This window comes from Crystallibacter degradans, assembly GCF_012952295.1.
Classification (GTDB): Bacteria; Actinomycetota; Actinomycetes; order Actinomycetales; family Micrococcaceae; genus Crystallibacter; species Crystallibacter degradans.
Genome location: NZ_JABBCH010000013.1, coordinates 66,111 through 87,681 on the forward strand (window position 1 = coordinate 66,111; position 21,571 = coordinate 87,681).

The 21,571-nt window shown below is 63.6% G+C and carries 17 protein-coding genes; 7 read left to right on the top strand and 10 right to left on the bottom strand.

Annotated elements, in window-relative coordinates:
- Window positions 1-76: 76 nt before the first annotated feature.
- The 5 genes from HGO92_RS17635 to rlmN all read left to right on the top strand — a co-directional run bounded on the left by HGO92_RS17635 (window position 77) and on the right by rlmN (window position 5,975).
- Window positions 77-1,102 carry a mechanosensitive ion channel family protein gene (locus tag HGO92_RS17635; RefSeq protein WP_205834634.1) on the top strand — a complete coding sequence of 342 codons (1,026 nt, stop codon included), beginning with the start codon at window positions 77-79 and terminating at the stop codon, window positions 1,100-1,102.
- 272 nt (window positions 1,103-1,374) lie between these two features.
- Window positions 1,375-2,538, top strand: coding sequence for an ADP-forming succinate--CoA ligase subunit beta (sucC, locus tag HGO92_RS17640; RefSeq protein ID WP_169997140.1), 1,164 nt, complete (start codon window positions 1,375-1,377; stop codon window positions 2,536-2,538).
- A 16-nt stretch (window positions 2,539-2,554) separates the two neighbouring features.
- Window positions 2,555-3,475 (top strand): succinate--CoA ligase subunit alpha, encoded by a 921-nt coding sequence (sucD, locus tag HGO92_RS17645; RefSeq protein WP_169997142.1) that lies wholly within the window; start codon window positions 2,555-2,557, stop codon window positions 3,473-3,475.
- Between the two features lie 162 nt (window positions 3,476-3,637).
- A complete protein-coding gene (locus tag HGO92_RS17650; protein WP_169997143.1) occupies window positions 3,638-4,693 on the top strand; it encodes a zinc-dependent alcohol dehydrogenase family protein in 1,056 nt (351 codons plus the stop codon).
- Between the two features lie 46 nt (window positions 4,694-4,739).
- Entirely contained in the window at window positions 4,740-5,975 is a 1,236-nt protein-coding gene (rlmN, locus tag HGO92_RS17655; protein ID WP_169997145.1) for a dual-specificity RNA methyltransferase RlmN, read from the top strand.
- 110 nt (window positions 5,976-6,085) lie between these two features.
- Here the strand turns inward: rlmN and HGO92_RS17660 are convergent, their stop codons facing one another.
- From HGO92_RS17660 to HGO92_RS17675, 4 genes are read right to left on the bottom strand one after another with little or no spacing between them, the layout of a single operon-like run.
- On the bottom strand, window positions 6,086-8,575 hold the full coding sequence (locus tag HGO92_RS17660; RefSeq protein ID WP_169997146.1) for a GcvT family protein: 2,490 nt from the start codon (window positions 8,573-8,575) through the stop codon (window positions 6,086-6,088).
- 22 nt (window positions 8,576-8,597) lie between these two features.
- Entirely contained in the window at window positions 8,598-9,575 is a 978-nt protein-coding gene (gene purU / locus HGO92_RS17665) for a formyltetrahydrofolate deformylase (RefSeq protein ID WP_440915787.1), read from the bottom strand.
- Between the two features lie 26 nt (window positions 9,576-9,601).
- The gene (locus HGO92_RS17670; protein ID WP_169997148.1) at window positions 9,602-11,515 is read right to left on the bottom strand and encodes a BCCT family transporter; all 1,914 of its coding nucleotides are present in this window, start codon (window positions 11,513-11,515) and stop codon (window positions 9,602-9,604) included.
- Between the two features lie 51 nt (window positions 11,516-11,566).
- Entirely contained in the window at window positions 11,567-11,917 is a 351-nt protein-coding gene (locus HGO92_RS17675) for a bifunctional 3-phenylpropionate/cinnamic acid dioxygenase ferredoxin subunit (RefSeq protein WP_169997245.1), read from the bottom strand.
- A gap of 297 nt (window positions 11,918-12,214) precedes the next feature.
- On the opposite strand from HGO92_RS17675, the gene HGO92_RS17680 reads away from it, so the two are divergent.
- Both HGO92_RS17680 and HGO92_RS17685 read left to right on the top strand, forming a co-directional pair.
- Complete coding sequence (locus tag HGO92_RS17680; RefSeq protein WP_169997149.1) at window positions 12,215-13,417, top strand: NAD(P)/FAD-dependent oxidoreductase; 1,203 nt, start codon at window positions 12,215-12,217, stop codon at window positions 13,415-13,417.
- A gap of 85 nt (window positions 13,418-13,502) precedes the next feature.
- Window positions 13,503-14,699 carry an aromatic ring-hydroxylating oxygenase subunit alpha gene (locus HGO92_RS17685; protein WP_169997151.1) on the top strand — a complete coding sequence of 399 codons (1,197 nt, stop codon included), beginning with the start codon at window positions 13,503-13,505 and terminating at the stop codon, window positions 14,697-14,699.
- Here HGO92_RS17685 and HGO92_RS17690 read toward each other — a convergent pair.
- The 6 genes from HGO92_RS17690 to HGO92_RS17715 all read right to left on the bottom strand — a co-directional run bounded on the left by HGO92_RS17690 (window position 14,673) and on the right by HGO92_RS17715 (window position 21,568).
- Entirely contained in the window at window positions 14,673-15,476 is an 804-nt protein-coding gene (locus HGO92_RS17690) for an IclR family transcriptional regulator (RefSeq protein ID WP_169997153.1), read from the bottom strand. The genes HGO92_RS17685 and HGO92_RS17690 overlap by 27 nt on opposite strands.
- A gap of 103 nt (window positions 15,477-15,579) precedes the next feature.
- Window positions 15,580-16,398 (bottom strand): IclR family transcriptional regulator, encoded by an 819-nt coding sequence (locus tag HGO92_RS17695; protein WP_240974725.1) that lies wholly within the window; start codon window positions 16,396-16,398, stop codon window positions 15,580-15,582.
- Window positions 16,399-16,521: 123 nt separating this feature from the next.
- Window positions 16,522-17,778 (bottom strand): aminopeptidase P family protein, encoded by a 1,257-nt coding sequence (locus HGO92_RS17700; RefSeq protein ID WP_169997155.1) that lies wholly within the window; start codon window positions 17,776-17,778, stop codon window positions 16,522-16,524.
- 51 nt (window positions 17,779-17,829) lie between these two features.
- Entirely contained in the window at window positions 17,830-19,230 is a 1,401-nt protein-coding gene (locus tag HGO92_RS17705) for an MFS transporter (RefSeq protein WP_169997156.1), read from the bottom strand.
- A 159-nt stretch (window positions 19,231-19,389) separates the two neighbouring features.
- Window positions 19,390-19,863 (bottom strand): nucleoside deaminase, encoded by a 474-nt coding sequence (locus tag HGO92_RS17710; RefSeq protein WP_169997157.1) that lies wholly within the window; start codon window positions 19,861-19,863, stop codon window positions 19,390-19,392.
- Window positions 19,864-20,020: 157 nt separating this feature from the next.
- Window positions 20,021-21,568, bottom strand: coding sequence for a purine-cytosine permease family protein (locus tag HGO92_RS17715; RefSeq protein ID WP_169997158.1), 1,548 nt, complete (start codon window positions 21,566-21,568; stop codon window positions 20,021-20,023).
- Between the last annotated feature and the right edge of the window lie 3 nt (window positions 21,569-21,571).

The window sequence follows — 21,571 nt, forward strand, 5'->3', positions numbered from 1 at the left end:
AGCAGCACATCGCCGAAGACGCCGCGGCGGCGATCCGCATTTGGTCACGCTGGCATAACAACATAGCGTTTTTCCTATGGACTTGAATGTGGCGGACGTGGATGTAGCCCAGCTGGGCACCCTGGGATTTTGGATGGATAAACCGCTGCGGGTCTCCGTGATTCTGATCGGCGGCTTCCTGCTGAACCTGCTGGTGCGGATAGTCATCCGCCGGATGTCGACGAAGATCGCCAATGGCGAGACCGCGAAGCTCGAGAAACTCGACGCCGATGCCATCGGGAAAAGCGTCAAAGACCCGCGCTACTGGCTGATGCAGGATTCGCCGATCGCGGCCGTGCGCCGGGCCCAGCGGGCACAAACCATCGGCTCGGTGCTGCGCTCCATCGCCACCGTGGTCATCGCAGTGATGACCATCCTGATGGTCATGACCGAACTCGGCTTCAACCTCGGACCGCTGCTGGCCAGCGCCGGTATCGCTGGTGTGGCCATCGGTTTCGGTGCGCAGACCCTGGTCAAGGACTACCTCTCCGGCTTGTTCATGGTGGCCGAGGACCAATACGGCATCGGCGACGTAGTGGACCTGGGGGAAGCCTCGGGGACGGTGGAGTCGGTTGGATTGCGCGTCACGCAGGTACGTTCGGTGGACGGTACGCTCTGGCACGTGCGCAACGGCGAAATCCTGCGTGTGGGCAACTCTTCCCAGGGCTGGGCGCGCGCCGTGCTCGATATCCCGGTGCCCTATGATTCCGACGTCGAAAAGGTGAGCGATCTGATCCTGAGCTCGGCCAAGGAGCTGCGATCGGACCCGGATTACCGGCGGCTCATCCTGGATGACCCCGAAATTTGGGGCGTAGAGGCGCTCACGGGAGAATCCGTGGTCATCCGCCTCGCGATCCGGACCAAACCGCTGGAACAGTGGGGCGTGGCACGTGCCATGCGTGCACGTCTGAAGGGTGATCTGGACCGGGCCGGACTACGCATTCCGCTGCTGAACCAGACCGTCATCAAGGATGGGAGCCCCGTGCTGGTGCCGGCAGGCTCGGAAAGCCACGCCGATGCCCCCGCCGATGCCTCTGCCAGCACGCCGGATGAAAGCCGTTAGGCCAAGCGGCAGCGCATGCAAACGGCCCGCCCGGCGGGCCGTGAGCGACGCGTCACAAAGTACCGCAAAGGGTTACTTTTCTACAAACCATAGAACTGTGCCCTTGATCACTAAAGGGGTACTCTAGGACAGGCGTCGCACGCCAAGGGACTAAAGTTCCCCTTGGAGCGCGAACGGATTTGCACCGAAAAAATGTCCGCCTACACAGGCACGAAGTGACGCAGATCCGCGCTCCGAGTCAGAAACGACTTCGACGTAGAAGGACACAACCCGTGGACCTGTATGAATACCAGGCGCGCGATCTCTTTGAGGCACATGCTGTACCCGTGCTTGCAGGAATCGTTGCCTACACTCCAGAAGAAGCCAAAGCAGCAGCCGAAAAGATTGGCGGCGTTGTTGTCGTCAAGGCTCAGGTAAAGGTTGGCGGCCGCGGTAAGGCCGGCGGCGTCAAGGTCGCAAAGACTCCGGACGAAGCGTTCGAATACGCCACCAACATCCTCGGCATGGACATCAAGGGCCACACGGTCAATAAGGTCATGATCGCCCAGGGCGCTGACATTGCCGAGGAGTACTACTTCTCCGTTCTGCTGGACCGGGCCAACCGCAATTACCTGGCCATGTGCTCGGTGGAAGGCGGCATGGAGATCGAGCAGCTGGCTGTCGAGCGCCCCGACGCTCTGGCCAAGATTGCCGTTGACCCCGCCGTCGGCATCGACCAGGCCAAGGCCGACGAAATCGTCGCCGCTGCCGGCTTCGCCGAGGAACTGCGCGGCAAGGTCGCCGAGACCATCGTCAAGCTCTGGGACGTCTTCATCAAGGAAGACGCCACCCTGGTCGAGGTCAACCCGCTGGTCAAGACCGGCGCCGGCGACATCGTCGCCCTGGACGGCAAGGTCTCCATCGACGAGAACGCGGCCTTCCGCCACCCCGAGCACGCTGAGCTCGAGGACAAGGACGCCGCGGATCCGCTCGAGGCCAAGGCCAAGGAACTGGACCTGAACTACGTCAAGCTCGATGGCCAGGTCGGCATCATCGGCAACGGCGCCGGACTGGTTATGTCCACGCTTGATGTCGTCGCCTACGCCGGCGAGAACCACGGCAACGTCAAGCCCGCCAACTTCCTGGACATCGGCGGCGGCGCTTCGGCCGAGGTCATGGCCAATGGCCTGGACATCATCCTGAACGACGAGCAGGTCAAGAGCGTGTTCGTCAACGTCTTCGGTGGCATCACCGCCTGTGACGCCGTCGCAAACGGTATCGTCAAGGCCCTGGAGATCCTGGGCGACAAGGCCACCAAGCCGCTGGTTGTCCGTCTGGACGGCAACAGCGTCGAAGAAGGCCGCCGTATCCTCCGGGACGCGAAGCACCCGCTGGTCACCCTGGCAGTCGGTATGGACGAAGGCGCCGACAAGGCCGCCGAACTGGCGAACGCCTGAGGATCGAGGAAAAAACATGTCTATCTTCATTAACAAAGACTCTAAGGTCATCGTCCAGGGCATCACCGGCGGCGAGGGCTCCAAGCACACCGCCCGTATGCTCCACGCCGGCACCAACGTTGTCGGTGGCGTGAACGCCCGCAAGGCCGGCACCTCCGTGACGCACGGCGAGAAGACCCTGCCCGTTTACGGCACGGTCAAGGAAGCCATCGCCGAGACCGGCGCCGACGTCTCGATCGTCTTCGTTCCGCCGGCCTTCACCAAGGACGCCGTGGTCGAGGCCATCGAAGCCGAAATCGGCCTCGTCGTGGTCATCACCGAGGGTGTTCCGGTCCAGGACTCCGCCGAGTTCTGGGCACTGGCACAGTCCAAGAAGGACGCCGACGGCAACCAGATCACCCGCATCATCGGCCCGAACTGCCCCGGCATCATCACCCCAGGCGAGTCCCTCGTGGGCATCACCCCGGCGAACATCACGGGCAAGGGCGGCGTGGGCCTGGTCTCCAAGTCCGGCACCCTGACCTACCAGATGATGTACGAACTGCGGGATCTGGGCTTCTCCACCGCCATCGGCATCGGCGGCGACCCGGTCATCGGCACCACGCACATCGACGCCCTGGCTGCGTTCGAGGCTGACCCCGATACCAAGGCGATCGTCATGATCGGCGAGATCGGCGGCGACGCGGAAGAGCGTGCGGCCGAGTTCATCAAGAACAACGTCACCAAGCCGGTTGTCGGCTATGTGGCAGGCTTCACCGCGCCTGAGGGCAAGACCATGGGCCACGCCGGCGCCATCGTCTCCGGTTCCGCCGGTACCGCCCAGGCGAAGAAGGAGGCCCTCGAGGCCGCAGGCGTCAAGGTCGGCAAGACTCCGTCCGAGACCGCCCACCTGCTGCGCGAGGTCTACCCCGAGCACGAGGAGCCCTCGAACCTCTAAAGGGTTCGTCCGCGCAAGCGGAAAGTTCCAAGCTAACGACGGCGGCGCTGTCACCTTTATCGCGAAGGTGACAGCGCCGCCGTCGTACTTTACGCAGCGTGACTCCCCGGCGTGCGGCGCTGGCTAGGCTGGAAGCAGCCGTTCCCGACGCTAGGAGAGCACATGCGCGCCACCATCATCCACGGACCCCGCGACATTCGGGTGGAAGAGCGGCCCTATCCCAAGGTGCAGCGACCCACGGACGTGGTGGTTAAGGTGACCGCGGCTTGCGTCTGCGGCTCCGACCTGTGGCCCTACCGGGGCGTCCGCGAGACGGCGGAGCCGCGCGCCATCGGCCACGAATTCGTCGGTGTGGTCGAGAGCATCGGCGATGCCGTGGCGGCACTGGCGCCCGGCGACTTCGTGATCGCGCCGTGGGTGGGCAACTGCGGCGAGTGCCCGCAGTGCCGCAACGGCGTCACGGTGGCGTGCGACCACCGGACCTCATGGGGCAGTACCGATGAGCACGGCTTCCACGTCGACGGCGGCCAGGGCGAGGCCGTGCGCGTGCCGCAGGCTGAGGCAACGCTGGTGAAGGTTCCTGGCGTGGAGCAGCCGGATGCCGAACTGACAGCCAACCTGCTGGCGCTCTCCGACGTCATGGGGACGGGGCATCATGCAGCCGTCAGCGCAGCGGTGGGGCCGGGCCGCTCCGTCGTCGTTGTTGGAGATGGCGCAGTGGGGCTGTGCGGCGTGCTGGCAGCCAAACGCCTCGGTGCGGAACGGATCATCATGATGTCCCGCCATGCGGACCGGCAGGCGCTGGCCAAGGACTTCGGCGCCACCGACATCGTCGAGGAGCGCGGAAAGGCGGGCGCGGAAGCGGTCCGTTCGCTGCTGGGCGGCGTGCCCGCGGATTCGGTGCTCGAATGCGTGGGGACCAAGGAATCGATGGATCAGGCACTGCGGTCCACGCGACCCGGCGGCAGCGTCGGCTTTGTCGGCGTTCCGGCGGGCGGCGCGGAACTGCCCATCGGTGTGCTGTTTGCCAAGAACATCTCGGTGGCAGGCGGGGCTGCGTCCACCCGTGTCTACCTGCCGGAGCTCCTGGCGGACGTGCTGGCCGGCAAGATCAACCCGGGCAGGGTTTTCGACGTCGAAATGCCCCTCGACGACGCGGCCGAGGCGTACAAGGCCATGGATGAACGCCGCGCGATCAAGGTGCTGCTCAAGCCGTAGAGCCGGGCGTCCGACTCATTTGCATCGGCATGGGAGAATGGTGTAGATGTCTGTTTTGAATTCTTCCCCCACCGCCACGTCTTCCCGGCCGCAGGTGCGTCCTGCCGTGGAAGGTGCCGAGCCCGCTGTTTCCAGCGACGGCCGACCGCTGCTGCAGTTCAAGTCGCCGCGCGTGAAGCAGCCGCCAACGCACCTGGCCGACCTCACCCTCGCCGAGCGCCAGGCCAAGCTCAAGGACATGGGCCTGCCCGCGTTCCGCGCCAAGCAGCTCTCCACACACTACTTCCAGCACTTCACCACGGACCCGAACGCCATGAGCGACCTGCCGAAGGACGGCCGTGAAGAGCTGGTCGCCGAAATGTTCCCGACACTGCTGACCAAGGTCAAGCAGCTCAAGACGGACAACGGGGACACCATTAAGTTCCTGTGGCGGCTCTTCGACGGCTCGCTGGTCGAGTCAGTGTTGATGCGCTACTCGGGCCGGATCACGCTGTGCGTCTCCAGCCAGTGCGGCTGCGGCATGAACTGCCCGTTCTGCGCCACCGGCCAGGCAGGGCTGACCCGCAACATGTCTACGGCCGAAATCCTGGACCAGATTGTCCAGGCCAACCGGGTGATCGCCGAAGGCGCGCTGGGCGGCAAGCGCAAGGACGGCGGGCACGACGCCGAGCGCGTCACCAACATCGTCTTCATGGGCATGGGCGAGCCGCTGGCCAACTACAAGCGCGTGATGGCAGCCGTGCACCGCATGGCAGCCGAGGCCCCTGAGGGCCTGGGCATGTCCGCCCGCAACATCACGGTCTCCACCGTGGGCCTGGTGCCGGGCATCAACAAGCTCGCGGACGAGGGGATCCCGGTGACGTTCGCTCTGAGTCTGCACGCTCCGGATGACGAGCTGCGTGACGAGCTGATTCCGGTCAACAGCCGCTGGAAGGTCGACGAGGCGCTGGATGCGGCCTACAACTACTACGCGGTGACCGGCCGCCGGGTCAGCATCGAATACGCGCTGATCAAGGACATGAACGACCACGCCTGGCGCGCGGACCTGCTGGCCAAGAAGCTGAACCAGCGCGGCCGCGGTTGGGTCCATGTGAACCCCATTCCGCTGAACCCGACGCCGGGATCCATCTGGACCTCGTCGGAGAAGTCAGTGGAGACCGAGTTCATCAACCGGCTGATTGCCGCCGGCATCCCGACGACGCTGCGCGACACCCGCGGCAAGGAGATCGACGGCGCCTGCGGGCAACTGGCCGCAGCAGACGACGAGAACGTCGCAGACTAAACGCAGCTAAGCTTAAGCGCTAAGCACAAAGCAGCGGCCCCACTCCTTCCATCTGGAGCGGGGCCGCTGCTGTCCGTTGCGGCGCTAACCTGTCAGTTCTCCGTCACCTGCTACCCGCGCAGCCGTTCCATCTTCGGATCGACCAGCGGCTCGGCGGCGATGGTCGCGGCGACCTTCCGGCCGAAGTAACCGATCTCCACGGAATCACCCTCCGACAGGCCTGCCGGCAGCCAGGCGTAGGCGATGGGCCGGCCAACGGTGAAGCCGTAGGCCGCGCTCGTGACGTATCCCGCGGGCTCGCCGCCGACGAACACCGGTTCCTTGCCCAGCACTACGGACGTACCGTCGTCGACGGTCAGGCAGCGCAGTTCCCTGGAGGCAGGCTCGGCCCGGCGGGCAACCAAGGCCTCGTATCCCACAAAGTCCGTCTTGTCCTTGAAGACGGAGAAGCCGAGCCCGGCTTCATAGGGGCTGTGCTCGGGAGTTACATCCGTGCCCCACAGCCGGTAGCCCTTTTCCAGCCGGAGGCTGTTGAAGGCGCCGCGGCCGGCGGCGATGATGCCGTGCTCCTGGCCGGCCTCGAAGAGCAGGTCCCACAACTTCAGCCCGTTCTCGGCCGAGGTGTACAGTTCCCAGCCGAGCTCCCCGACATAGGACAGCCGCCAGGCGGTGACAGGGATGCCGCCGATGTGGACCTCCTTGGCCCGGAAATAGCGCAGCGAATCATTGGTGTAATCGTCCTCGCTGACTTTGCCGATGACCTCACGCGCCAGCGGTCCCCACAGCCCGATGCAGCAGGTGCCGCCGGTGATGTCGGAGACATGGACCCACTGTGCCGGATCGGCCGCGGACTGCTTGCGGGCCTCGACCCGGAAGTAGTCGAAGTCGATATTGCCGTTGACGCCGAGCTGGAAAGTCTCCTCAGCGAGCCGTGCGATGGTCACATCGCTGCGGACGCCGCCGTCGTCCGCCAGCAGCAGGCAGTAGGTGACAGCTCCGGGCTTCTTGGCAATGTTGCCGGTGCTCAACCGCTGCAGCAGCGCCAGCGCGCCCGGGCCGGTAACTTCAAGCCGCTTCAGCGGAGTCATGTCATAGAGCGCGACGGCGGTACGCGTCTTCCATGCTTCCGCTGCGGAGATGGGGGAGTGGAACATGGCGGACCAGCTGTCCCGCTCCGGTGCCTGCCACTCTTCCGGCAGTTCCTGCAGCAGGGCGTGGTTGGCCTCGTACCAATGCGGACGCTCCCAGCCTGCGGACTCCAGGAAGAACGCGCCGAGTTCATGCTGGCGGACGTTGAACGGGCTGACGCGGAGATCGCGCGGAGATTCCCGTGGCTGCAGCGGGTGGAGCACGTCGTAGATCTCCACGAAGTTCTGCTGCGAGGTTTCGCTGACATACTCCTTGCTGACCTGGATCTTCTCGAAGCGGGTAGCCTCGCATTCGTGCAGGGGCGTGCTGGACTGGCCTTCGACCAGCAGCTCGGCGACGGCCTTGGCGACGCCGGCCGAGTGGGTGACCCAGACAGCCTCCGCGAGGAAGAACCCTTCGACCTCGGGCGATTCGCCGATCAGCGGGCCGCCGTCCGGGGTGAAGGAGAAGATGCCGTTGAAGCCGTCCTCAATCTCTGCGCCACGCAGAGCGGGCAGCAGATCCTGGCTGTCCTGCCACGAAGGCAGGAAGTCGGCTTCGGTAAATTCCAGCCGCGAAGGCATGCGGTGCTCGGACATTTGGTCTGCCCGTACCTGGGGCAGCTCGTCCAGATCCACGGGCATGGGGCGGTGGGCGTAGGAACCTATGCCGATCCTTTCGCCATGCTCGCGGTAGTACAGGTCCTTGTCCTGGTGACGCAGGATGGGCAGGCGGGCGCCATTGGGCAGCTCGTTCTGGCCTGCCAGTTCCGGCACTGCCGTGGTCTTGACGTACTGGTGTGCCAGCGGCAGCAGCGGCACCGGCATGCCGACCATGGCACCGATTTTGGGGCCCCAGAAGCCAGCGCAGGAAACCACGATGTCCGCCGGCACCACGCCGTCAGGCGTCTGCACGCCGGTGACCTTGCCGCTGGCCTGCTCAATGCCGGTCACCGCGGTGGAGCCGATGAACTTTACCCCCGCTTCGCTGGCCTTTTCGATCAGCAGTTGCACCGCCCGCGCGGCGGAAGCCAGACCGTCGGAGGGCACATACAGTCCGCCCAGGACCATATCCCGGTTGATCATCGGGTAGCGCTTCTCGCACTCATCCGGATCGATCAGCCGGCCCTCAAGGCCCCAGGACGTGGCGAAGCCCAGCCGGCGCTTCAGCTCCTGGAGCCGTGCCTCGGTGGTGGCGATCTCAAGCCCGCCGACCTGGTTGAAGCAGGAGCGCCCATCCGCACTGAGCGAGAGCAGCTTGTCCACCGTGTAGCCGGCGAACTCGGTCATCGTCTTGGACGGGTTGGTCTGGAACACCAGGCCGGGAGCATGCGAGGTGGAACCGCCGGCCAGATGCAGCGGTCCCTGTTCGATGACGGTGACATTGTTCCAGCCACGCGTGGCCAGTTCGTCGGCGAGGTTGGCGCCGACAATGCCGGCCCCGATGATGACGACGCGGGGTGTGTGGCTCATAGGTATTCTCCTTGGATCGCGGTTAGCGGAAGACGACGGTGCGGGTGTTGTTGAGCAGGACGCGGTGCTGGCAGTGCCACTTCACGGCGCGGGACAGGGCCTGGGCCTCGGCATCGCGGCCTACCGTGACCAGGGACGCAGGATCCAGGCTGTGGTCAACCCGGAAGACCTCCTGCTCGATGATCGGGCCCTCGTCCAGGTCTGCGGTGACGTAGTGGGCCGTGGCTCCCACCAGCTTCACACCGCGGTCATAGGCCTGGTGATACGGCTTGGCGCCCTTGAAGCCGGGCAGGAATGAGTGGTGGATATTGATCGCGCGGCCGCGAAGGGCCTCGCAAAGGTCGTCCGTGAGTACCTGCATGTAGCGTGCCAGTACCACCAGGTCGGCGTCGTGTTCTGCGACGAGGTCCAACAGACGCGCCTCGGACTCGGCCTTGGTCGCCGCCGTGACCGGCACGTGGACAAAGGGCAGGCCCGCAGCCTCGGCCATGGGGCGCAGATCCTCATGATTGGAAACAACGACGGCGATCTCCGCACCAAGGCTTCCGGCCTGCCACCGGAAAATCAGATCGTTGAGGCAGTGGCCGAATTTCGACACCATGACCAGCAGCCGCTTGGGGCTGCCGTCATGGATATCGAAGTTCATATCGAACCGGTCCGCCACATCCGCAAATTCCTCAGCCAGTGCCGCCGCCATCGCCTGGCGCTTCGCCTCGCCGTCCGGGTCCCGCCCGTCTGATTCATCGGCCGTGTACGCAGGGGCAAAAGCCGTCCGCAGGAACAGCGTGCCGCTGACGTGGTCATCGAACTGCTGATGCTCGGCAATATCGAAACCCCGCTGGGCCAGGAAACTGGTCACAGCGTGGACGATGCCGGGACGTTCCGGACACGAGAGCGTCAGGACAAACGGGGCCGCGTGTTTTCCAGCGTACGCGTGAACACCGCCAGCCGGAAGGTCGTCGTTGAGTAGTTCGGTGGTGGCCAAGGCCGTCATAGTCATTTACCTCGCAAGTTCAGTAGAGAAAATCAGGAGCCGGAGATCGGGGTCGGGCATTTATCGCTGGAAGCGCACTGCTCGTCGCATTCGTGCCTCGTGACGAGGTCGAAATGGACGCCGCCGTGCTGATCTACACCGGACCGAATGGCGCGTTCAACCACTGACGTTGCCAGCCGTCGCCTCAAGGACAGCGGATCCCGGCGCAAGTCCTTGGCCAGGGCGAAGCACATCAGCAGCATCACCAGGACAAAGGGCAAGGCCGCCACAATGGTTATTCGCTGCAACCCGGAGAGAGCTTCAGCAGGCTGATCGCCACCAGCCAGCAACATGACCGCCGCAACTCCGCCGGTCAGCACGCCCCAGAAGATGACTACCCCTCTGGAGGGCTCCTCGGCGCCGTTGGAGCTCAGCGAGCCCATGACCAGCGACGCCGAATCCGCGCCGGTAACGAAGAAGATGCCCACCAGGACCATGGCGAGAACGGCCACCGCACCCGCGATGACGTTCGGCAGCGGCAGGTTCTGCAGCAGATCGAAAAGGGCGCCGTCGAAGGAGATGGTGGGTTCGCCGTCGACCATGTCGACCAGCCCGTCGCCGGTGTCCGCTGTTTCATCCGCCTTGGACTGGACACCGAACGCCGCCCCGCCGAAGATGGCGAACCAGATCACGCTGACAATGCTGGGCACCAGCAGCACGCCGGTGACAAACTGGCGGATGGTCCGGCCTCGGCTGATGCGGGCGATGAACATGCCTACAAACGGCGTCCAGGAGACCCACCAAGCCCAGTAGAAGATGGTCCAGCCGGACATCCAGGTACGGAGAGCCTCGTCGCCGACGGCTTCAGTGCGTGAAGCCATCTCAGCGAGGTCGCGGGCGTAGTCGCCTACCGCGGCGGGAACCAGATTGAGGATGAAGAGCGTGGGGCCGGCTACGAAAACGATCAGCGCGAGGATGACAGCCAGGACCATATTGATGTTCGCCAGCCACTGGATGCCGCGGCGGATGCCGGAGATAGCGGAGGCGACAAAGCAGACAGTCAGCACGGCGACGATGGCCACCAGGATCGGGGTTGCCAGCTCGCCGACCCAGCCGTTGAAGGCAAGGCCGCTGCCGATCTGCAGGGCGCCAAGCCCCAGCGAGGCCGCTGTACCGAAAAGCGTGGCGAAGATGGCCAGAATGTTGATGAACTTCCCGACCGGCCCCTCGACGGTTTTACGGCCGAACAGCGATGTGAAGGCCGCGGAGATCAGCTGCTTGCGGCCCAGACGGTACGTCCCATAGGCCATGGCAACACCGACGACGGCATACATCGCCCAAGGATGCAGCGTCCAATGGAAGAGCGATGTAGCCATGGCGGTCTGGATTGCTTCGGGTGTTTGCCCGTTCACGCTGCCGGGCGGCGGGGCGATGTAGTGGTACATCGGCTCGGCCACCCCGTAGAACATCAGGCCGATGCCCATGCCCGCGGCGAACATCATGGAGATCCAGGAAATGGTCCGGAACTCCGGCTTCTCGCCGTCCTTGCCCAGCGGGATATTTCCGAAGCGGCCGAGCGCGAGCCACAGCACGTAGACCACGAAGAGCGAGGCCAGCAGGATGAAGAGCCAGCCGGTGTTTTCCATAACCCAGTTCAGCGCGTTCTGGGAGGTGGCCGAGAGGTTCGCAGTGCCGAGGAAACCCCACGCGACAAACGCGACGGCGAGGGCACCTGCGACCGCGAAGACCGTCTTGTCCAAGCCGCGGGGAACCCGACTGCGGCGGGCAGCGGCGTGCTCGGTTTCCGATTCGCGCAGTTCCTGCAAGATCTGCTGATCCAGTGCAGTGTGTTCTGCAGTTGCAGGTTTGGCTTGCTGGTCATCGCCCAGCGGCTCCTTGCGGATGAGCTCGGTGAGCTCATCGTCGGGACTGCCATCCTCAATTGCAAGATCGTTGTTCGCTGACATGAAAATCCTTTGCTAGATGACCAGGGCCTCTGCGGTGCACGTGCTGACGGTTTATACGTGTCCGTCTACGGTCAAACCAGGCGGAAGATTCGGAGCATCGTCTGATTCCCGGACCATGATGGTTCCGTCTACTACCTCGACCTCGTGGACCCGGACCGGCAGCTTCGCCGGCGGGGCGTCTACATTGCCCGTGCGTAAATTGAATTTGGAGGCGTGCAGCGGGCACTCCACTTCGCAGCCCTCAACCCAGCCATCGGCTAGAGATGCGTCCTGATGGGTGCACGTATCGTCGATGGCGAAGAGCTCGCCCTCCTCTGTATGGAAAACAGCGATGGGCGGTGACGTATCCAAACGAATCGCATCTCCGGGTGCCAGCTCTTTTAGTGGGCATGCCTTGTGCATGGAGCGAACCTCTTTCATAGCCGGCCGCTCTTTGGCGGCAGTTCCGTAGTGAACAACCTCGTTCACAATAGGCAACAGCCTGACCGTTGGAGGGGGTACCTGTCAAGGGTTTTTTGTGTTCCAGCCCACACGGCTCATCGGCGTCGAAAATTACGTGTTTGTGACTCTTGACACAGCACCTCGCGACCTCCATGCTGTTTCACATAGCGATGCGAGTTGCGTTAGACGCAATTGAGCAATGCTTCTTAGCCAGAAGGTGCAGGAGTGCACCTCTCCAGTGTTGTGAAAGGCCAATCTATGCAGACTCTTGTAGTCGTGGGGGCGTCCCTGGCCGGGCTCTCCGCCGCACGGGCAGCGCGGGCCCAAGGCTTTGCCGGCAGGCTCGTCATCATCGGGGACGAAGCCCCCCGCCCTTATGATCGACCTCCGCTGTCCAAGGACTTCCTGGCAGGCAAGATCGGCCTGGAGGACCTCGCGCTGGAGGAAGCCGGCGAGGACCTGAACGCCGAATGGCTGCTGGGAGTCCGTGCCGAGCGCTTCGACGCCCAGTCTCTAACAATCACGCTCAACGACGGACGCAGTATCACAGCGGACGGAGTGATCATCGCTACCGGCGCCTCGGCCCGGGGCCTGGCCGAACTGCAAGGCATGCAGAACGTTTTTACGCTGCGCACACTTGCCGATGCGCAGGCGCTGCGGCCCCAGCTGCTTCCCGGGCGTCGCCTGGTGGTCATCGGTGCAGGATTCATCGGAGCGGAAACCGCTTCCACGGCCAAGGCAGCCGGCATGGAGGTGACCGTGGTGGAAAGGTCGGTTGCGCCATTGGCAGGCCCGCTCGGCGCGCAGATGGGGGCCGCTGTGGCCGGCCTTCATGAAGCAGCCGGAGTGGAACTGCTCTGCGGGACTGGCGTTTCCTCCTTCACGATGAGCGGAACCTCGGTGAGCGAAGTTGTCCTGGACAATGGCAGGCGGCTGCCTGCCGACGTCGTACTCGTTGGCATTGGAGCGCAGCCCAACGTTGAATGGCTGGAAGGATCGGGCATCGCGCTGGACAATGGCGTCCTGTGTGATGCCATGGGCCGGACTAACCGACCCGGTGTATCTGCCGTCGGCGACTGTGCCGCGTGGTACGACCTCCGGGCCCAAAGCCACCAGCGGGTAGAGCACTGGGCCGGGGCGAACGAACGCCCGGCTCTCGCCGTGGCCGCCCTGCTGGACGAGAACGCAGTGCAGCAGCCGGTTAATCCGCCGTACTTCTGGTCAGACCAATACGGATCGCGAATCCAGTTCGCCGGCCATGCCAAGGGCTACGACAGGATCGAGATCGAGCAAGGCGACGTCGCCGAGCGCAGCTTCCTGGCCGTGTACTACGCCGGCGCCGAACCGGTCGCCGTGCTGGGTGTAGACCAGACCCGGCAGTTCACTAAGTGGCGCAAATTCCTGAACAAGAACGCCCAGCAGTACATGGTCCCGGCAGGGGAGTTCGCTGCCGCCTCTTGAGGCCGGGCAACACTTCCTGCTGCCGCAACCATTCCAGATTCCTGATTGCACCTTCCCGCTTCTCGTATTTCCAAGGAGTATCCCTATGACCGCCGAAATCATCTCGGAAAGCCTGATCTCAACGCTGCCCGGCAATACCTATGTCGACGAGGACATTTTCAGAACCGAACAGGAGCGCATCTTTGAGCAAATGTGGTTCTGCGCCGTGCGTTCGGAGGACCTGGCCAAGCCCGGAGCTTACAAGACCGTCCAGATTGGCCGTGAGTCCGTCATCGTCACCCGCAACCGCAAGGGCGCGATCCGGGCGTACTACAACATTTGCCGGCACCGCGGAGTCAAGCTGTGCATGGAGGAATCCGGTGAGGCCGGCCGTTCCTTCCAGTGTCCCTACCATGCCTGGACGTATGACTTTGATGGCAAGCTGATCGCGGCCCCCAACCTCACGAAGATGCCTGACATTGACCGGGAAAAGTATGGACTTGTCCACGTGGCCGTGCGCGAATACCTCGGCTATGTCTGGCTCTGCCTGGCCGATGAGCCGCCGTCGTTCGAGGACGACGTTGTCGGCGCCATCGAGGAGCGCCTGGGCGATGTCCAGGCTATCGAGAGCTATGACGTTGCCAGCCTGAAACTTGGCCGGCGCATCACCTACGACGTGAAGGCGAACTGGAAGCTCATCATCGAGAACTTCATGGAGTGCTACCACTGCGCCACAATCCATCCCGAGCTGACGGAGGTGCTGCCCGAATTCGCGGATGGACTGGCGGCGCAATACTTTGTCGGCCACGGCGCGGAGTTCGGTGACGACGTCAAGGGATTCACCATCGACGGCTCGGAAGGTGTGGACCGGATTCCCGGCATCGGCGACGACCAGGACCGCCGCTACTACGCGATTACGATCAAACCGACAGTCTTCGTCAACCTGGTGCCGGACCACGTCATCATCCACCGGATGTTCCCGATGGCCGCGGACCACACGATCGTCGAATGCGACTGGCTCTATCTGCCCAGCGTTGTCGAGAGCGGTAGAGATCTCACTTCGTCGGTGGAACTGTTCCACCGGGTGAACCAGCAGGATTTTGACGCCTGCGAACGCTGCCAGCCCGCCATGGGCTCCAAGATCTATGCCAAGGGCGGGGTCCTGGTTCCCAGCGAGCACCATATCGGTGCGTTCCACCACTGGGTGCAGGAGATGCTCGACGGCACCGGCACAGTCTCCGGTCCCGTTGCCGACGCCGTACCCGACGCTCCTGAATCACTCGGGGCTGTGACCCATCCGTGAACTGATATCTTGCCCGGCCTGTTTGAGATCCTCAATCAGGCCGGGCATTTCTCTGGGTTTGAAGCGGAAGGAAGGACCTGAAATGCTGACGGCCCCGATTACTGTCCCGAGATGGTCATATACGGGAACCGCGATGGCGCTGAGGCCGATCTCGAATTCTTCGGAGACGACGGCGTACCCTGAGCTGCCCACCTCGAGCAGCTCCTTCTCAAGTTCCTGCTTGGAAGTTATGGTCCGGGCGGTTTGGGCGAAGAGTCCGGTCTCCTTGAGGATCTTTTGCCGCTGCTCCGATGTGAGCGCCGCGAGGAGCACCTTGCCGCTGGAGGTGGCATGGAGCGGCGTAAGGCTGCCGATCCAGTCATGGGTGGACAGGGTGGAAGGACCCATGGCCTGATCCACGTTGACTGCGTAATTGGAGCGCAGGACGGCCAGATTTACCGTTTCCTTGTACTGGTCGGCCAGAGCTTCCAGGATCGGACGGGCTTCGCGGACCAAGCTGAGCCTGCCGGGAATGGAATTGGCCAGGCGGAGGATGCTGAAACCGAGCTGATACTTGCCGCGCTCGGAGTTCTGCTGGACCATGCCCCGCTGATCGAGCGAGGCCAGGAGTCTGGAGGCAGTGGATTTGTGCACGCCCATTTCCTCGGCAATCTCGCTCACCCCGGCAGACCCGGTCCGCGCGAGTATTTCGAGGACCGTGATGGCTCGGTCGACCGACTGAACGCCGCGGCCGGCCTCCGGACTCTCATCGTCCACATTAAATTCTGTTGCAGGCATATCAACATCGTCTCAGACACGGGGATGCTGCGGTCACCACACGAAGCCGAACCGCGTTATCGCTTCGACGTTCGGACATGGGAACCCCTTTCACCGTGGGGAGTCAGTCCGGGCTGCCGCCGAGGCGGGTGGTGACTTTGTGTGCGGCTGTGCGGCAGGCTTCTACGAGTGTGTGCAGTTGTTGGGTGGATACCCTGAAGCGGGGGGCTGCGAGCATGACGCAGGCTGCGAGGTTGCCGCGGTGGTCGAAGACGGGGGCTGCGACGCCGACTTCGTCCAGGGAGGTTTCTCCGTAGTTGGTGGCGTAGCCTTGCGAGGAGACCTGTTTGAGCCGTGTGAGGTATTCCTCCACGTTTTCCTGGGTGGGGGCGGCGAGGATGATTTGGCCGCTGGTGAGCCGGGTGCGTGCCCTTTCGGTTCCTTCGCCGGCGAGGAAGACCTGGACGGAGGAGCTGACCGCGGTGTTGTAGCGGGTGCCCAGGGGGGTGGTGTGTTTGACTTGTTGGCGGCTGGGGAGCTGTTCTACGCAGACGGATTCGCTGCCGTTCCAGACCATGAGTGCGCTGGTTTCGCCGGTGAGTTCGGTCAGTTCCTGCAGTACGGGGTAGGCGGCGCGGCGTTCGTCGAGGTCGGCCAGCAGCGGTCCCGCGACGGCTATCAGCCCGAGTCCCAGTTTGAACCGGCGTGACGTGGCGTCGCGTTCGACCAGGTTTTCCTGTTCCAGGGTGGCCAGGATGCGTGAGACGGTGCTTTTGTGCAGGGCGACCTGTGCTGCTATTTCCGTGACTCCTTGCAGCGGTTGTTCGGCGGTGAAGCAGCGAAGGACTTCGATGGCGTTGACCAGGACGGACGCGCCGCGCGCGTCGGAGGTGCCGGCGTCGTTCGCGGGTGCGGGTGGACCGGGTGCTGTTGTCTCACTCATGGTGGTGTCCATTCTGGCCGGTAAAAGCGTAAAAGGGTGAACGGGTGGAAGGGTGGATGCGGCGCAGACGGTGTTTCCGTCTGCGCCGCATTCATTCCGGTTCCGCCTTCCGGGGGTGTGGTGTTAGGCGTCGATGATGTTGTTTTCGGGGCCGAAGCCGAATTTGGTGATGTTTTCGACGCCGCCGTCGTCGCCGATGACGAGGATGTCGTGTTCGCGGTAGCCGCCGGCGCCGGGTTCGCCGTCGAGGACGGTGATCATTGGTTCCATGGAGACGACCATGCCGGGTTCGAGGACGGTGTCGATGTCTTCGCGTAGTTCCAGGCCTGCTTCGCGGCCGTAGTAGTGGGAGAGGACGCCGAAGGAGTGGCCGTAGCCGAAGGTGCGGTTCGGGAGGAGGCCGTGGCCGATGTAGATTTCGTTGAGTTCGGCGGCGATGTCCTTGCAGACGGCGCCGGGTTTGATCAGTTCCAGGCCGCGGCGGTGGACCTCGACGTTGACGTTCCACAGTTGCAGGGAGCGTTCGTCGGGCTGGCCGAGGAAGAGGGTGCGTTCCAGGGCGGTGTAGTAGCCGGAGGTCATCGGGAAGCAGTTCAGGGAGAGGATGTCCCCTTGCTGGAGTTTGCGGGTGGTGGCCCAGTTGTGGGCGCCGTCGGTGTTGATGCCGGACTGGAACCAGACCCAGGTGTCGCGGACTTCCTGGTCGGGGAAGGTGCGGGCGATTTCGTGGACCATGGCTTCGGTGCCGATGAGGGCGACTTCGTATTCGGTGATGCCTTCGCGGATGGCGGCCTTGATGGCTTCGCCGCCGAGGTCGCCGATGCGGGCGCCGTGTTTGATGACTTCGATTTCTTCGGCGGATTTGATCATGCGCTGGCGCATGGCGTCCTGGGAGATGTCGAGCAGTTGCGCGCCGGCGAATGCGGCCTGGATCTTTTCGCGGGTCAGGACGGGCAGGGCGTCGTCTTCGACGCCGAGGCGGCGGGCGGTGATGCCGCGCTGGCGCAGGGCTTCCTGGAGGCCGAAGTAGAAGTTGTCGCGGCGCCAGTCGGTGTAGACGATGTTCTCGCCGTAGCTGGTGCGCCAGGGCATGCCGGCGTCGATGTTCGCGGTGATCGTGACGGAGTCTTCGGCGGTGACGACCAGGGCGTAGTTGCGCCCGAACGTGGTGTAGAGGAAGTCGGAGTAGTACTTGATGCCGTGGTAGCTGGTGAGGATGACGGCGTCGAGTTCCTTGACGGCCATGATCTGGCGCAGCCCGGTCAGGCGGCGTTCGAACTCGGCGTCGGAGAAGGTCAGCTTCTGCTTGGTGCCGTTGTGCAGGACTTTCAGGCGCTCGAGCTCGGCGACGGAGTTGGCGGGAGCAGCTGCGATGGACATGGAATCTCCTAAAGAATCAGTTATTGATGTGGTGATGGGTGGGGGAAGCATTTATTCGTGCCGCAGCGGTTCGTTGCTGGTTTCGCGGGAGAGCGAGACGGCGACCAGGGAGATGATCGCGGCGGCCACGAGGTAGAACGCCGGCGCCAGGTTGTTCGCGGTCGCGGCGATCAGCAGTGTTGCCATCATCGGCGCGGTGCCGCCGAAGAGGGCGTTGGAGAGGTTGAAGCTCACCGCGAAGCCGCTGTAGCGCACGCGGGTCGGGAACATTTCGGCCAGGAAGCTGGGCAGCGTGCCGTCGTTGAGGGTCAGCATCGCGCCGAGCAGGATCTGGACCAGGACGATGACCAGGAAGTTGCCGGTGCCCAGCAGGCTGAACGCGGGAACGGTCAGCAGGATGAACAGCACGGAGGCGGAGATGAGGACTTTCTTGCGGCCGAAGCGGTCCGAGAGCATGCCGGTCAGGAAGATGAAGCCGATGTACGTCAGCAGGGCGATCGTCGTCGCGATGTAGGACTCGGTGGCGCCCAGGCCCAGCTCTTCCGAGAGGTAGGTGGGCATGTAGCTGAGGATGACGTAGAAGCCGACGGCGTTGAGCAGCACCGCGCCGACGGCCTGCAGCAGCTGGCGCCAGTGGGTGCGGAACATGTCCTTCACCGGTGCCTTCACGGCGTGGTCTTCGGCGGCCAGCGCCCGGAAGGCCGGGGTGTCTTCCAGCCGGGTCCGGATGTAGCGGCCGATCAGGCCCATCGGGGCGGCCAGCAGGAACGGCAGCCGCCATCCCCAGTCCTGCATCTGGCTGTCATCGAGCAGCCCGGTCAGCAGCGCCGCGAGGAGCGAGCCGAGCAGCAGGCCGGTGGCGGTGCTGGCCGGCACGACGGCGGCATAAAGACCGCGCCGGTTCGGCGGGGCGTACTCGACGAGGAAGGCCGACGCGCCGGCGTATTCACCCGAGGCGGAAAAGCCCTGCACGACCCGGATGATCAGCAACAGGATCGGGGCCCAGATGCCGATGGTCGCGTAGCCGGGGATCAACGCGATGCAGAACGTGGCCGCGGACATGATCAGGATCGACCACGACAAGGCCGTCCGCCGGCCGATCCGGTCGCCGATATGGCCCCAGACAAAGCCGCCCAGCGGCCGCACCAGGAAGGAGATGGCGAAGAGCGCGAACGTCAGCAGGAGCCCGGTCTGCGGATCGGACTCCGGGAAGAACACGGCCGTGATGGTGACCGCGAGATAGCCGTAGACGGCGTAGTCGAACCACTCGACGAAGTTACCGATAAAGCTCGCCGCGATGACCTTGCGCCGGGTATCCCGGCCCACGTTCGGCTCAAGCCGGCGCTGGCCGCTGAGGGAAGGATCGCCGTCATTGGAAAAGGCCACCGCGGGTCCATCTTTCGTTCCTGGAACGGGGGCGCCATTGCCGGCCCGGGTTTTGCTTAGTTTCATGGGGAAAACCATCCAGATTTTGGTGAAGTTGCATTCACTGCAACAGTGTTGCGTCAACAATAGATGTGCCCTGTGTCACTGTCAATCCTTTTCGGCAAAAAAAGCGCCCTTCCTGGAGTTTCCGGGAAGGGCGCGCAACAGCGTTGTTTTTACGGCAATCTACTTGAGGTGGTTCAACTGGTTCTCGGTGAGTTCGCCGATGTCTTCCGCCCACAGCTCCGGCTGGGCCCGCTGGAAGTCCTGCATGAGCTGTGTGCACCGCTCATCGTTGAGGACGATGACCTCAACACCGCGTGACCGCAGAAGGTCCAGTTCACCTGGGAAAGTGGTGGATTCGCCAACGACGACGGTCGGAATTTTGAACTGGATGATCGTTCCGGCGCACATCGCGCAGGGCGCCAGGGTGGTGTAGAGAACGGTGTCCGTATAGGTGGTCTGGCGGCCGGCTGCCCGGATGCAGTCAATTTCTCCGTGGGCAGTAGGGTCCCCTTGCTGAAACCGTTGATTGTGTCCCGTGGCGATCAACTGGCCGTTTCGCTCAAGGGCGGCGCCGATGGGAACACCACCCGTTGACATGCTCTTTCGTGCAGCTTCCACGGCGGCTTCGAAACTGGGTCGTGACAAGGTAGGCATGCTGCTCCGGTTCGGTTAGTTGTGTCTTTAATTGGGAAACGTCTGTACGGCCGGAGCTGAGTGCCAGCTCCGGCCGTACAGGGGAGAGTGTCAAGAAACTGCAGGCATAAGGCCGCACTCCCAAGGATTACTCATTGACTTGCTGATGGGAAGGCAGTCAGGACACGCCGCCGTAGGTTGCATCCAGATGGCGGCCCCGCTCCTTGTCCTTAGGCGCAGCGGCGGGCTCCGGCATGGAAAGGTTGGAGATGCTGGCGGCATAGCGGCGGTGGATGCGCGGGCCGAGGATTGCGTACACCGTGGCGCTGGTCAGTCCGCCGGCGAGCCAGGACAGGTCCAGTCCGCCCATGGCGATGGCTATGGGTCCCTGCGTGGCCGGGAGAATGCCATACATGAACAGCCAGGTGGCGAAGATGCCGGCAAACAGGGCTGTCACTCCTGCCCAGTTCACGACGGGCAGCCTGTGGGTCCCGATCGGGTCGAAGAGGCGGGCCGGGTCCTGGGGCTGGCGGCGCTCAATGCCGTAGTAGTGGACCAGCATAATGCCTCCCCAGGATGCAACCCAGGCGACGAGCCCAATGAGCCACGAGTCGAGTACAGCTGCGAAGTTGGTTTGGTAGATGAAGAAGATGACCGCGATCAGGGCGAAGACTCCGACAATCAGGTTCAGGACGCGTCGCTTGATGCGTACATCGAGGGCCTGTGCTGCCACCGAGAACGTGTAGATGTTCAGGATGTTCGTGGCGATGGGGCCGTGCAGAACCATCAGCAGGACGGGGATGGCCAGAGCTCCGTAGTTTTCCACGATGAGCTGGCCGGGATCGATGCTTCCGCTCTTCGTTGCGAGGCTGGCGCCGAGTACGCCGAGCCATACGACCGGGATGAACTGGCCTAGCACCGAAGCCAGGTACAGACGTTTCTTCGGGATCTTGGTGCTCACGAAGCGTGAGTAGTCCGCCGCGTAAGTGAACCAGGTGATTCCCCAGCCGATTCCGATGGCGGTCATGACGGCGCTCATGGCAGCGATACGTTCGGTGCCCGTGAGGATTTCTCCTGCCGGACCGGCATAGCTCCAGTCGATATCCATGCCGAACCACGCGACAGCGGACATGGCGATGAGGACCAGGATCGTGGGCGGAACGGTCCAGCGTTCGAAGGCGGCGATGGCTTTGTAGCCGAAGAAGGCGATCAGGACCTGCAGCCCCATGATGAGTGCGGCAACGCCGATCTTCCAGGCGTAATTTTCCTGGGTCGGGTCTACCCAGCCGATGCTCCCGAACAGAGCCATGACCAGGTCGAGAATGATCCAGGTGTTGACTGCGCACCAACCGATGCCCAGTGTTGCCTGGATGGTAGCCGGTATGTAGTTACCGCGGCGGCCGAATGCTGCACGTGCGAGGACCATTCCGGTTGCGCCCGTCTTCTGTCCGAGCAGGACGAAGAAGCCGAACAGCACCATGCCGATCAAGTTTCCGAGGACGAGAACTGTTATTGTGTCGGCGAAGCCGAGACCAAGGTTAATTCCGAGTGCTCCGAGAACCCAGTTGATGGGTGCGAGGTTCGCACCCGCCCAGATCCAGAACTGGCCTGAGACTTTTCGCGTGCGGGCGGACTCGGGAATGCACTGCAGGTCTTGTTCCACGTCGTCGTGCGGCGAAGAACCTGTGGCGGGGGAAGAAGGGGTGCCCTGTTGGTTCTGAATCATTGG